The sequence below is a fragment of the Shewanella marina JCM 15074 genome (genome assembly GCF_000614975.1).
GTDB lineage: Bacteria > Pseudomonadota > Gammaproteobacteria > Enterobacterales > Shewanellaceae > Shewanella > Shewanella marina.
The window spans coordinates 39,282-53,328 of sequence record NZ_BALM01000017.1; the positions used below are offsets into that span (position 1 = coordinate 39,282).

Sequence of the window (14,047 nt, forward strand, 5' to 3'; positions counted from 1 at the left end):
TTAAACAACATTTTATTAACAGGGTAATTCTATGCCTAATTCGCGCATCTTAGCGATTTTATAGCGCAAGGTTCTATCACTGATCCCCAATGTTGCTGCAACTTGTTTACGATGCCCCTGATGTTGAGCTAAGGCGTCAATAATTAAACTATGCTCTTTCGATTTCAGTTCTTGGCCTAAGCATCTTGATTATTTGTTAACAAATGGCCGTTGTTGCTCACACCATCAATAATCAAATCATCTGCCTCAATCCATTGCCCTTGTTGTAAAATAAGAGCACGCTGCATCACATTATCTAACTCTCGTACATTTCCCGGCCACTCATGAGCGAGTAATTTAGCTTCCGCTGCGGCACTAAATTGCGGTAACGGAACCAATTGCTGACGGGTAACATGACGAACTAACAAATGTTGCGCTAATGGCAAAATGTCATCTTTGCGCTGTTTGAGCGGCAACCATTCAATTGGAAAAACATTAATTCTATAGAAGAGATCTTCTCTAAATAGTCCTTCTTTTACCATTTGGGTTAAATCACGGTTAGAGGTCGCAAGAATACGAACATCTAATTTAATTGGCTTACGCCCCCCTAAACGCTCAACTTCTTGTTCTTGTAACACCCGCAATAACTTGGCCTGCAATCCCAAATCCATCTCCGAGATTTCATCAAGTAACAGCGTACCGCCATTAGCTTGTTCAAATTTACCGGGACAGGCCTGATAAGCACCAGTAAAGGCACCTTTCTCATAACCAAATAGGGTTGCTTCCAACATATTTTCTGGAATCGCAGCACAGTTTATAGCGACAAAATCTTGTTCACTGCGCTGACTATGCTGATGAATATAACGCGCCATCACCTCTTTACCTGAGCCACTAGGCCCCATAATCATCACACTGGCATCACTATGCGCTACTTTGCAGGCCAGATTAAACAAGGCCTTTGTTTGTGCATCTTCGGCAACAGCTTGTTCAAGGTTTATTTTGGGTTTGATATAACGTGCAACTTGATCAAGTAACAGTTGTGATGAAAAGGGTTTACTTAAATAATCGACCGCCCCCAGTTTCATCGCCGCGACGGCTTTATCAATACTGGCAAATGCGGTCATCAGTAATAATGGAATATGTGAATATTCTTGTTGCATATATTGCAATAAGCCCATCCCACCAAGCCCTTGCATTTGCACATCGCTGATCACTAAATCAATATCTTGCTGCTTTAAAATCACAATGGCATCTTCAGCACTTGCCACATCAATAATTTGGTATTTTGCTAATAATAATGTATCAACCAATGCCTCTCTAAGAGACAAATCGTCTTCAACTAATAATAAAGTAAGCTCATTCATTGGCTTGTACCTTGTGGTCATCCATAACCGGTAAACGTATTATAAAATGTGAGCCGTTATCAGGCTTACTGGTAAAACTTAATTTGCCTTGGTGCTGCTGTATCACACCTTGCACTACACCAAGTCCTAATCCAGTCCCCTGAGCCTTGGTCGTAAAAAATGGTTCAGTTAATTTACTCTGTAAATTTGGATTAAAACCACGGCCATTATCTTTAATTTCAATCACTATCTCGTGATTAATCCTAGATGCAATTAATGTTATCTGGCTTGCATCCGCTTCAACCGCATTCATCAGCATATTATTTAACGCTGACACCAATTGATGTTGATTGCCCCAAATATACAACTCTTCAGTTAACTGACAATCAATAGTGATAGCTTGCTTTGCCGCAATAGGCCCACAATTATGCTGTGCCTGCTCAAATAAGTGACTGACATCAACAACATTAAAATCATGGTTAGTGCGACCTTGAGCCATTAACAGCATATTATTAACTTGATATTCAAGCTCATTTAAACGCTCCATTAACTTACTTTGGAAACGCTGCTGGGTCTGCAGTGGTAAATCGCTTATCGCTAGATTTTGTGCATATAACATAGCAGCACTTAGAGGCGTTCTGATTTGATGCGCCAAATTTGCCACCATAGTACCGAGTGCGGATAAACGTTGTAACTGAGCTAAATTATTCTGCAACTGCCGTGTTTCGGTTAAATCCGTTAACACAATTAATTGACCAGCATCTGGAGTGAGTGGCGTTATCGCCATATGTACGCGGCGACCACTGCTTAATGACACCTCATGACCATCGTCATTTCTTGGTGCAAAAGCTTGCCCAATAATATGACGCCATAACTGATTAATAAGAGGCACAACAAGCAATTGCTGGGCAACAGGGTTAGCCTCTATTACACGGCCACTGGCATCAAGAATAATGATCCCTGATGGCATCGCTTGTAAAATATGATTAAGCTGATTTGGAAGATGATGATGGTGAGTGCTAACCGTGATGCTATCCGCATCATTAGCATATGAATCTTGCTGTTTGGCCATCATTACCCCGTCAAAATACTGAACTTATTCAGGGTAATGCATCGTTTATGCCAAACAGCATTTTATGATATAGATTAGTCGCTCAGGTAGTGCTTAGACCCTATATAATTAGTCTTTTCCCATGCCATATTTACGCATTTTTTCAACTAGAGTGGTACGGCGAATACCCAGCATTTCAGCGGCTCGAGCAACCACATTATCTTGCTGTTCAAGTGCTTGACGGATCATATCAATTTCCATTTCAGCCAATAAATCCTTTAAATTAACCCCCTCTGGCGGTAATTCATTAGGGAAACGCTGATCTGGAATATCAATCACTTCTTCATCGACAAATAATGCAGCTAAAGCATCACGCTCTAACTGTTCTTCATCAACAACAGGCATATAATCTGGCGCATCAATATGGCGATATTTTTCGGGTAAATCATTAACATCGACCAATCCACCAGGGAATAATATCGTTAACCGCTCAACTAAATTAGAGAGTTCGCGCACATTACCGTACCAGCTATGCTCTTTTAACGAATCAATCGCACGTTGCGTAAAGCGAACCTTACCTCGACCTTCGTTAAAGACACGGCTCACTAACTCTTGTAGTAATAGTGGAATATCTTCTTTCCGTTCAGATAGCGCTGGCATTTCAATAGGAAATACATTTAACCGATAAAATAGATCTTCTCTAAATTGGTTATCAGCAATCATCTGCTCTAAATTACGGTGGGTTGCGGCAACCACTCGCACATCGCAATTAATGGTTTTAGTCCCACCAACACGTTCAAAAATACGTTCTTGCAGTACCCGTAACAATTTAACTTGCATCTGCAATGGCATATCGCCAATTTCATCTAAAAATAGCGTGCCACCTTGAGCCAGTTCAAAGCGACCTTTACGTGAGCTAATTGCACCAGTAAAGGCGCCTTTCTCATGTCCAAAGAGTTCACTTTCTAATAGCTCGGCAGGAATTGCACCACAGTTAACTGGAATAAAAGGGCCACTTGAACGGTTGGAGAGATAATGGATATTGCGAGCCACTACCTCTTTACCGGTTCCTGATTGACCTAAAATCATCACAGTAGCATCAGACTCTGCTACTTGATTGATTAAATGACGGACATTAACAATCCCTTCACTACGGCCAACTAAACTTCTAAAAAGCTTAGTTTGTTGAGTGGTAATCGGGGTATCAAACTGTTTAGTTTGGCCAAAAATTTGGCAGAAGTGTAATAACTCTGTTAGCTGTGGATAAGCAAACGGCTCAGCAATGTTGCCAAGATGATTACTACCTGAATTAAGCTCTAACTCACCTAACACTAAAAACGGTTGCCAGTGTAACTGACGGATCAAGGCTTGTAAGGTAGGGGCGGTCTGATAAGCATTATCTAAAATAACAGTGCGGTAACTAGTATCACGAGTTAACACGATCAGCTCATCGGCTGACACAATATCAACTCTTTCCCCTAAAAACTCCAGAATGCAGGACAATCGATTAAGACGCTCTGACGGGAGCCCGACAAGTAAAATTCTTTTTTCTATTTGCATCATGCAGTCGGCCATAAACTCAATTGTAAAATCGCATTAATTATCTATGTTTAGTTACTTACAACACTATCAACTGATTAATAATTGACACATTAGGTTAAAATTTAACTCATTTTGTGTAACATATTAATCAGTACAGTACAGAATATTGTATTATCACAACCAGATAAGCAAGCTCAATAAGACTATTATGCCAAACTCACATGCAATTGTTGCCTGTTAATTTGATTTTTAGCGAAAAATGTCAAAAAAACAATCAAATGTCATATAAATGACTAGTAAAAAAGCGTGGTAAACCACGCTTTTTTGACGATAAGTAGACACTAATCGACAATTGCACTCATATGATGCTGTTCTTTCGGAATAAGATCCCAAGCTTCTTTAATTTCTTTTAACAAGAAAGAGATATCATCTAGTGCTTTAACATCTTTATGTAGGTTAGCTTCTGCCATTTTTTGTAACATAAAATCATAAAGCTGATGTAAGTTAGTGGCAATCTCATCGCCTTGTTCCATATCAAGGCAATGATTTAAGCTGCTAACAATCGCCATCGCTTTACCGATATACTCTCCTTGATGACGGTAATCGTTAGTTTCAATTGCATGTCTAGCCTGTGCTAAACGCTCTAACGCGGTCGCTAGCATCATTTGGATAACCCGATGCGGTGAAGCAACGGATAAATCACTTTCAACTGAAACCTTCCTGTATGACTGTAGAGATCCTCTCATTTTACTACCTATTCGCTTCTATCGATTGATACACACCGACCCGGCGTTGATTGCTCTTTCGGGCATATAACAGCTGTTGGCGGTGATCTTTTAGTTTTATTAATTGCTGACTGTAATCTTCTGTCAGTGAAATTTGACTCGTTAACCATGCGGCATCTTCAACAAGTGGATCCGTAATTACATTTGTTACGGCTTGTTGACGGTCATTAATTAATGATTGCAAATTTAATACCAAATCATCTGATTGAAGATCTTCTGCGGTAATGCTATTTAACTCCGCTAAAACCTGCTCAATCATGGCGTTACACTGCGCTAATCGTTGCTGCGAATGTGTCATAAAATTAACCTAATACGCCAGGTAATGAATTTAATTTGTCGGCTAAACCAGCGCTTTGCGCATTAAGCTGACCCACTAATAGATCCATCGCATTAAATTGTTTCATTAAGCGACTTTCAAGCATCGTCATTTTACGAGCGAAGACTTCACGCTGATCATCAAGCCTTTGCTTATCACTATCAAGAGAAGTGTCTTTAGAATCAATTAAGCCACCCGTTTTAACATAACCTTCCGCTAGATTATCGAGTCGATTAGCAAGACCGGTATCAGGCGTTGCAAACAATGCCTCTAGGCCTTCCATATTGTTGGCGATATTTGCATCAAGCTTAGTATCGTCAATCTCCATCTTACCGTTTCGATCAACCTTGATCCCAATATCATATAGGGCGATGCTACCACCGTCGGCGGTTTCAATACGTGAACTGACCATGCTGCGTAGTTGTGACTCTAATGAACGTACCATTGAGTCACCTTGTAATGCCGCCGCCTCTTCTTTTTCCATATCATAAGCAGAAAGCTTATCAATCGATGACGTTAGCGCGTTATAGGCATCAACAAAGCCTTTAACATTATCTTTTACCGCATCTTTGTCAGAGGTAATCGATAACGTCGTGGTTTCATTCACATCTGCAGCCGTCAGATTTAATGTCACCCCTTGAATCGCATCTTTAATCTCATTGGTCTGTGACGTGACTTTCTGGCCATCAATAGTAAGTACTGCATTTTGAGCCACTTGCAGCGTTTCTAGATTTGCGCCACCAAACATGTCATTCAGCCCTGTACCTGTGGTATCAGTAGCCGTCACCGCAACTTGACTATCACTGCCAGACTCATTTGAGCTAAATACTAAACGACTACCAGAATCACTGGTAATAATGGTTGCCGTCACGCCTGAATTATCAGCATGGTCATTGACTTTGCGTGCAATAGCATACAAATCATCATCAGCGGCAATATCAACGCTAAACGCTTTACCATTCACTTCTAGATCCAGTGAACCTTCGCCTACCGTTTGTTTGGGATCGGTCACATGAGTACCAGCGACTTTATGTGCTTTTGCCAACTGCTCAACTGTGATGGCATAGTTACCTGTCGTCGCAAACTTATCAGCAGTTGCAGTTAAGAACTTACTTTCACCTGTTGAGACAGAGCGAGCATTAAGCGAATCAGGATCTTGCAGTTTAGCTAGTGCATCCTGAAACTTGGCAATATCACTTTTTAATGTGCCTAATGCTGAAATTTTGCTTTCTATGTCCTTTTCAGTACGATTGAAAAGTGCTTCTTTAGGCAGTTTTTCGGCATCAACTAATACTTTAACAATATTATTAATATCGAGACCTGAACCTAGACCCGTTGCTGTTAATGCCATATCCCTACCTCACACAACTAATAAAGTTACACTTCAGTTTTCATTAAAAGGCCAGCGACATCCGCTAGCTTTTCAGCCATTTTTAATGCTTCTTCACTTGGAATTTGTCTTAGTACTTCGCCAGAATCTTGATCAAGCACACTGACGACATTACGACCTGAATCCTCATCAACTCGAAACTCAATACCAGTTCGAGTCAATGCGAAATGATCAGAAAGTTCTGCCACTAAGCCTTTTAGCGCCTCATCTTTATCTTGGTCATCTTGTTTAGCCTGCTCACTCGCGGTCCCAGCATTAACTCGCTGTTGCGCTTGCTGGCTTTGCACCGCAACTTGCTGCGTCGGCGAATTAACATCAACCGAGGGTGTAAAAGGCGAGTTTAGTTGATTAATTTCCATATTGAGTCTCCTTTAGCACCAACTTATCGAGTTGTAGGCAAACACCTGAACCAATAACAGCGCTATCTTTGCTTATTTAAATGTCATCATTTCAGCAATGACAAGACTAACTGAGGTAATTGGTTTGCCTGAGCTAGCATTGTCGTTGCAATTTGCTGCATCACTTGGTACTTAAGTAAATTCGCCGATTCTTTGGCAAAATCTACGTCCATAATTCTGCTTCGAGCCGCGGCAACATTAAGCTGAGTCTGTGCCGAATTAGCAATGTTATACTCAAGCCTATTTTGCACTGCACCTAAATCAGCTCGCTGCGAATCTATGGTCTTAATGGCAGTATCAATACGCATTAAACTGATTGAACGCCCACCAGCCGACTCAAGTACCAATCCGGATACACCTAATACATCGGCAGTTAAAGACTGAATATCTAACTGAATATTCTGCCCAGCCTGGTGACCCACTTGAAAGTTTCTGCCACCACTGAACTGACCATTAAGCAATTTAATATCACCAAACGCAGTCTGTTCACCAATTGCATTAATCTCATCTGATAATGCGTTAAGCTCTTTGGTTAACGACGATATATCAGCACTCGATAAACTGCCATTTTCCGCTTGAATGGTGAGATCCCGCATTCGTTGCAACATATTGGTTTGTTCAGCCATTGCCCCTTCAGCGATTTGCGCCACGGACATAGCATCATTAGCATTTCGCATGCCAACATCTAAGCCATTTATTTGACTTGTTAATCGATTGGCAATCGCTAATCCAGCCGCATCATCTTTAGCACTATTTATCCGTAAACCACTTGATAAACGCACTAAACTTTGCGCTAAACCACTATTAGCATTATCCAAGTAATGAGCAATCTGCATCGATGTCACCATAGTATTAATGGTTATGGCCATCTTTGACTCCTCAGTTTCTCGACACAACCAAGTTGCATAAATCAGTATCCTTGTTCAATTAACGGCATCAAGCCCCAAACCTTTAGTGCTTTAACGTACAAACTGCCAATTCAACCGATTGATGGATAAAAAAAAGAGCCTTGCGGCTCTTTCAAATCATCAAACGGTTTAATTAGCGAATTAACGATAATGCTAACTGTGGTAGCTGGTTTGCTTGTGACAGCATTGCACTACCGGTTTGCTGTAATACCTGATTCTTGGTCATTGCCGCAGTTTCTTTGGCAAAGTCCACATCCACAATACGACTACGTGCATCCGCAACGTTCGCTTGCGTATTAGAAGAATTAGCAATGTTGTGGTCTAACCGATTTTGTACCGCACCTAAATCTGCACGCTGTGAATCAATGGTCTTAATCGCTGCATCAATTGCTGCTAATGATGTCGAGCGAGCCGCTGATGTTGAAACTGAAAGCCCTGATACAGTTAAAGATGATGCATTTAATGCTGCAATGGTAACTTTAATATCCTCACCTTCTTGGTGACCCACTTGGAAGTTCTTGCCCGAAGCATAACCACCACTGAGTAACTTAATGTCACCAAATGCGGTAGTATCACCAATCGCGGTAATCTCTTTTGAAAGTGCATCAATTTCTTTGGTAATAGACTCTAAATCGGCAGTACTGTTAGCACCGTTTTCAGATTGAATCGTTAAGTCACGCATACGCTGCAGCATGTTAGTTTGCTCTGCCATCGCACCTTCTGCGATTTGCGCAACCGAGATTGCATCATTGGCATTACGCATGCCCACTTCTAAACCATTCACTTGACTATTTAAGCGGTTAGAAATTGCCAAACCTGCTGAGTCATCTTTAGCGCTGTTAATACGCAGACCACTAGATAAACGCTCCATTGAAGTTGCTAGGTTGCTGTTTGATTGATTTAAGTTGTGTTGCGCCTTCATTGAGGTCACATTGGTATTTACAGTAATGGCCATTAGATTTCTCTCCATGATTAGCCTAAGTCTGCCAACCAAACCATGGGTGGCGCTTATACAATTTATCGGTACTCAATCAATAAACTTTAATCTTTTTTCTATTTTTAATCAGTTCAAACAAAAAAAGAGCCATAAGGCTCTTTTTAATAGGTTATCGCTGCGTTTAACGAATTAATGATAACGCTAATTGCGGTAGCTGGTTTGCTTGAGATAGCATCGCACTACCCGTTTGTTGCAATACCTGATTCTTGGTCATTGCCGCAGTTTCTTTGGCAAAATCCACATCCACAATACGACTACGCGCATCAGCAACGTTCGCTTGCGTATTAGAAGAGTTAGCAATGTTATGATCTAAACGATTTTGCACCGCACCTAAATCTGCGCGTTGTGAATCAATGGTCTTAATCGCAGCATCAATCGCTGCTAATGATGTAGAGCGAGCCGCTGAAGTACCAACAGCTAGTGCCGCAACACTTAATGTGGTCGCATCGAGCTTGGTAATATCAACTTTAATATCCTCACCTTCTTGATGGCCAACTTGGAAAGTCTTACCACCAGAATAGTTACCATCTAACAGTTTAATATCACCAAATGCTGTGGTAGTACCAATCGCGGTAATTTCCGTTGATAGTGCAGTAATCTCTTTGGTAATTGACGCTAGGTCAGCACTACTGTTCGCACCGTTTTCAGACTGAATCGTCAAGTCACGCATACGCTGCAGCATGTTAGTTTGCTCAGCCATTGCACCTTCTGCAATCTGCGCCACCGAAATCGCGTCATTGGCGTTACGCATACCGACTTCTAAACCATTGACTTGACTATTTAAGCGGTTAGAAATTGCCAAACCTGCAGAGTCATCTTTAGCGCTGTTAATACGCAAACCACTCGATAGTCGCTCCATCGAAGTTGCTAGGTTACTGTTTGATTGATTTAAGTTATGTTGCGCCTTCATTGAAGTCACATTGGTATTTACGGTAATCGCCATTTTAATTCCTCTCTATCAGGCTCAACTCTTGTCTTAGTGAAGACACCTTGTTAATTACACAATTTATAGCGGCTAATTTTTACAACACTTTAGTCAGTCGTTAGTGGTAAATATGGCTAAATTAGCACATTAACAACCGACTCTAATTCAACTAAAAATGGCAATGACAAAGCATCACTTGATGCTAAGTCATTCCACATTCTTAGCACTAACCTAAGTTAACGGATCAATGACAATGCCAATTGTGGTAACTGGTTAGCTTGTGACAACATGGCACTACCCGTTTGCTGTAGCACTTGGTTCTTGGTCATTTCTGCCGTTTCTTTAGCAAAATCCACATCCACAATACGACTACGTGCATCTGCAACGTTTGCCTGAGTATTCGATGAGTTGGCAATATTGTGATCAAGACGGTTCTGTACCGCACCTAAATCTGCACGTTGCGAATCAATGCTCTTAATCGCCGCATCAATTTTCCCCAATGCACTAGTGCGCTCTGCTGATGTCATCACTTTTAGTGCTGATACCGACAAAGTCGTCGCATTCAAGGTCTTAATGTCGACCTTAATATCTTCACCTTCTTGGTGACCTACCTGGAATGTCTTTCCTCCAGAATAGCCACCACTGAGCAATTTAATATCACCAAAAGCAGTGGTATCACCAATAGACTGAATTTCAGTTGATAGCGCGGTGATCTCTTTATTGATTGCTTCTAAATCGGCTGTACTGTTCGAGCCGTTTTCAGATTGAATCGTTAAATCACGCATACGCTGCAACATATTGGTCTGTTCAGCCATTGCACCTTCTGCAATTTGAGCAACCGAAATAGCATCATTTGCGTTACGCATACCCACTTCTAAACCGCCCACTTGGCTCGCTAAACGGTTAGAAATGGCTAAACCTGCAGAGTCATCTTTCGCACTATTAATGCGTAGACCACTCGACAATCGCTCCATTGAGGTTGCTAAGTTATTGTTCGATGTGTTCAGGTGATGCTGAGCCTTCATCGACGTAACATTAGTATTCACTGTAATAGCCATATAGGTTCCTCTTTCTATGACTAACGAACTTAAGATCCATTTAACGCAATAGATCTTCCCTGTTTACTACAATTAATTAACGGCTTACTTAGGCAAAGCTTTAATAAAAGACCTACGCATCAGGCAAAAGTACGAATAAAAATCTGCTAGACAAAAAAAAGCCTTCGATAACGAAGGCTTTAACGATCAATGTATACTCAATCAACTAAAGATAATCGAACAGTGATGTTGCGTTAAGTTTACTAAAAGTGGTTGATAACGCATTCATGGCCAATTCCTGTTGTGTAAAATCAGAAATTGCACTGGAGTAATCTAAATTCTCTAATTGGCCTTGAGCGGTATTATTAATGAGTGCTTGTTCAGCATGGGTATTAGCCAAGCTTTCAAGATGATTTAATTTATTACCCGTTTCTGCACGGCTATAGTTTAGCTGTATTGAACCTTGTCGAGCTTCACCTAACAATTGCGTTAACTCAGATTGACCCGCCGCAGAGTTGAGCTTGTCTTGATCTTCAAAAATGGCAATCGCTTTGGATAAGGTTTCAAAGGTACTCACTGTTGACTGTGGCTTCAGTGATACGGTATCGCCATCGGCAGGCAATCCATCTAAGGTCACTTCCATACCATTAAACTCAACCGGCTTTGATGGATCAAAGTCAGCAACCGTTTTAATCACATTGCCATCTTTATCTTTGACCTCTAAATCAGCTCCATTCATGGTCATACTAAAATCACCAGCAACATGATTATCTGGATCGGTAATTTTGGCACTACTGACATTAAAATCACCGCTTTGGCCAGCGTGATAACTGGCGGTATAGTCACCTAATGGGTTCTTACCTTGCATAAATGCTTGCTCACCACTGACATTAGTGGCCACCACCACGCCTGAGCCAACCATCATATTATGCACGCCATCATCGCCTTGATAAGTGACATTGCCTTCGTTATCCATCACAAAAGGTGGTTTATCAACTTTGTTGCCACCAAAAATATAATTACCTGATTCATCTTTGGTATTCGCAACCGACATTAACTCATCTAATGTTGCCTTCATCTCTGCCACAATCGCATTATGCTCAGACTCTGATAGAGTACCATTCATACCACGTAATATTTGCTCGCGCATGTTGGTCACAAGTGAGTCAGCGCTGCCTAAATTAGATTCGGCTACCGATAGTCGATGATTACCGCGGTCGATATTCTTCATGTATTGACCAATCAGCGCGGAATCTTGCTTTAAGTTATCAATCATTGCCGATGCAATCGGATCATCAGCACCAGTATTAACGCGCTTACCCGATGACATCTGCGCCAATAAATTATTAGCGTTATTTTGGCCGCGGAGCAAACTGCTCATATTATTGTTAAACATCTGTCCGGTAGAAATACGCATCCGTTAGTCTCCTATCGACCCGCACTAAGTAAAGTATCAAACAGCTCAGATGCTGTTGTCATAATTCTGGCAGAAGCTTGATAAGCTTGTTGGAAACGAATCAAATTGCCCGCTTCCTCATCAAGGTTAACCCCAGACACTCCAGCAACACGATCTGATGCTTGCTTATAAAGAGCAGTGGCAGATTCTTCTCGTATTTGTGCCGCCTTAGCATCACTGGCCACATCTTGTTTGGTTTGCTCAAAAATATCGTTAATGGTGGCTTTACCATTTTCCATTAGCTTTTTATCGCTAATTTCAGTCATGGCTTGCACATTGCTGTTATCACCACTGGCAATCGATAAATCAAAGGTAAAACTGTCAGTAGCAGGGGCTTTTGAATCCACCGCAAAGGTAAAACCAAACGCACTAATTTCAGGTGGTGTAAAGCTACTACTGCCCAGTGACTTACCTTCTTTATCAAAGGCTTCATAGGTATTAGCGGCGGTATCGATCTTAAAGGTCACTTCGCCATCTTTAACGGGGAAGTTAGCCGCATTTCTATCATCAATACTGACAATACTCACAGAGGTATTACCCGAATTGGCATCATCAGCACTAATTTTTGGCGATGCAGCTGCAATCCCATTCGGATCGGTTATGGCAACATTAATATTGCCCGCAGCACTGGTCGTAGGTCTAATTTCAAATGTATCACCATCTGCATGGCGCCTTGCATCTCAATACTAAAACCTTTAGGTCCTTCAAGGGTGGTGCCATTAACCTTCATTGGTGTTTCAACACCGGTTTTCGTATCTTTTAAGGTATAGCTATCAGGCGCAGTAAATTGCAGTTGATAATTATTGCCACTCAATGCGCCTACATCAGTAATATTGACACTGAGTTCGGCACTGCCTTTGTTACTGCCATGTGCACCAACACGGCCAGTCATTAACGATGGGTCATTAATATCAGTAAATAGGTTTTGTCCAACATTACCATTAGCATCTAAACCTTGGCTTTGTTGCTTATTAAATGCATCCGCAATACCTAGCGCCATTTGCCCAAGTTCACTAATGGCAGGCAACACGCTTTCGTCTCTAAACTGAATCAAAGCCCCTAACTGACCACCAACACTGCTGGCATCAAACGCCACCTGCTTATCGCCAAATTTAGCGGTAATTTGCATCTGTTCAGGGAATGGGTTGCCTTCAGTAGTGCCTAGCTCCATGCCTATATTGCCAGACACCAGCATCACTGAACCGCCGAGCATAATGCTACTACCGCCTTGTTCTAGCGGAATTACATTCACTTCAGCATAAGTACTTAACTCTTGAATTAAGCGCTCTTGTTGATCAAGTAGATGCATTGGATTCTCAGGCGACTTCATCATTTCATCATTAATGGCCGCAATTTCTTTGCTGATCTCATTAATGCGATCGGTCACCCCTGAAATTTGAGTATTAGTTTGAGTCACTTGACCATTGAGATTAGATTGCATCTGTTTAATGCTATCCATCAACTGAGCCGCACTACTCAGCACGCCTTCACGCATACCAGCATCATTAGGTAAGTCAGTTAAATTATTTAAACTTTCAAAGAAACCTTTAAGACTCTCGGGGACTTGTTTACCCACTTGTGAAAATAGATTATCTAGCTCGCTCATTTTAGCCAGATCAGTTTGTGCGGCGCTTAAGCTTGAGCCACCAATGCGTAACTCACGCGCGGCATAATCATTATAGATGCGTTTTACATCGGTGACATAGGCGCCTGTACCGTAGAAATTACCACCTTCATATACTGCACCTAAAGTTGACTGATTAGCCACCTGTCGATGGTAACCCGCAGTATTCACGTTAGTAATATTATTACCCGTTACTGCAATTTGCTGTTGTGAAGCCAATACTCCAGAACGCGCAATACTTAGTAAATCAACGGCCATACACTGCCCCCATGGCTATATAAAATCGGTAAAGTTGA

11 protein-coding genes and 2 pseudogenes are annotated in these 14,047 nt (G+C 41.5%); all 13 read right to left on the reverse strand.

Annotated features, from left to right (window positions below):
* Window positions 1-15: 15 nt before the first annotated feature.
* A pseudogene (locus JCM15074_RS22195) lies at window positions 16-1,343 on the reverse strand (sigma-54-dependent transcriptional regulator).
* Window positions 1,336-2,397, reverse strand: coding sequence for a sensor histidine kinase (locus JCM15074_RS13350; protein ID WP_051536899.1), 1,062 nt, complete (start codon window positions 2,395-2,397; stop codon window positions 1,336-1,338). The pseudogene JCM15074_RS22195 and the gene JCM15074_RS13350 overlap by 8 nt, the downstream one beginning before the upstream one ends.
* Window positions 2,398-2,502: 105 nt before the next feature.
* Window positions 2,503-3,936, reverse strand: a complete 1,434-nt coding sequence (locus tag JCM15074_RS13355; protein ID WP_025821647.1) for a sigma-54 dependent transcriptional regulator — start codon at window positions 3,934-3,936, stop codon at window positions 2,503-2,505.
* Window positions 3,937-4,256: 320 nt separating this feature from the next.
* Window positions 4,257-4,661 (reverse strand): flagellar export chaperone FliS, encoded by a 405-nt coding sequence (gene fliS, locus JCM15074_RS13360; protein ID WP_025821648.1) that lies wholly within the window; start codon window positions 4,659-4,661, stop codon window positions 4,257-4,259.
* Window positions 4,662-4,665: 4 nt separating this feature from the next.
* Window positions 4,666-4,998 (reverse strand): hypothetical protein, encoded by a 333-nt coding sequence (locus JCM15074_RS13365; RefSeq protein ID WP_025821649.1) that lies wholly within the window; start codon window positions 4,996-4,998, stop codon window positions 4,666-4,668.
* Between the two features lie 4 nt (window positions 4,999-5,002).
* Entirely contained in the window at window positions 5,003-6,367 is a 1,365-nt protein-coding gene (gene fliD / locus JCM15074_RS13370) for a flagellar filament capping protein FliD (protein WP_025821650.1), read from the reverse strand.
* A 26-nt stretch (window positions 6,368-6,393) separates the two neighbouring features.
* Complete coding sequence (locus JCM15074_RS13375) at window positions 6,394-6,765, reverse strand: flagellar protein FlaG (protein ID WP_025821651.1); 372 nt, start codon at window positions 6,763-6,765, stop codon at window positions 6,394-6,396.
* An 86-nt stretch (window positions 6,766-6,851) separates the two neighbouring features.
* Window positions 6,852-7,673, reverse strand: a complete 822-nt coding sequence (locus JCM15074_RS13380) for a flagellin N-terminal helical domain-containing protein (protein ID WP_025821652.1) — start codon at window positions 7,671-7,673, stop codon at window positions 6,852-6,854.
* A gap of 172 nt (window positions 7,674-7,845) precedes the next feature.
* Entirely contained in the window at window positions 7,846-8,667 is an 822-nt protein-coding gene (locus tag JCM15074_RS13385; protein ID WP_025821653.1) for a flagellin N-terminal helical domain-containing protein, read from the reverse strand.
* Window positions 8,668-8,830: 163 nt separating this feature from the next.
* Entirely contained in the window at window positions 8,831-9,652 is an 822-nt protein-coding gene (locus JCM15074_RS13395) for a flagellin N-terminal helical domain-containing protein (RefSeq protein ID WP_025821655.1), read from the reverse strand.
* A 218-nt stretch (window positions 9,653-9,870) separates the two neighbouring features.
* Window positions 9,871-10,692 (reverse strand): flagellin N-terminal helical domain-containing protein, encoded by an 822-nt coding sequence (locus tag JCM15074_RS13405; RefSeq protein ID WP_025821656.1) that lies wholly within the window; start codon window positions 10,690-10,692, stop codon window positions 9,871-9,873.
* Window positions 10,693-10,897: 205 nt separating this feature from the next.
* The gene (flgL, locus tag JCM15074_RS13410) at window positions 10,898-12,088 is read right to left on the reverse strand and encodes a flagellar hook-associated protein FlgL (RefSeq protein ID WP_025821657.1); all 1,191 of its coding nucleotides are present in this window, start codon (window positions 12,086-12,088) and stop codon (window positions 10,898-10,900) included.
* A gap of 11 nt (window positions 12,089-12,099) precedes the next feature.
* Window positions 12,100-14,009 (reverse strand): annotated as a pseudogene (gene flgK / locus JCM15074_RS22200) (flagellar hook-associated protein FlgK).
* Window positions 14,010-14,047: the final 38 nt, after the last annotated feature.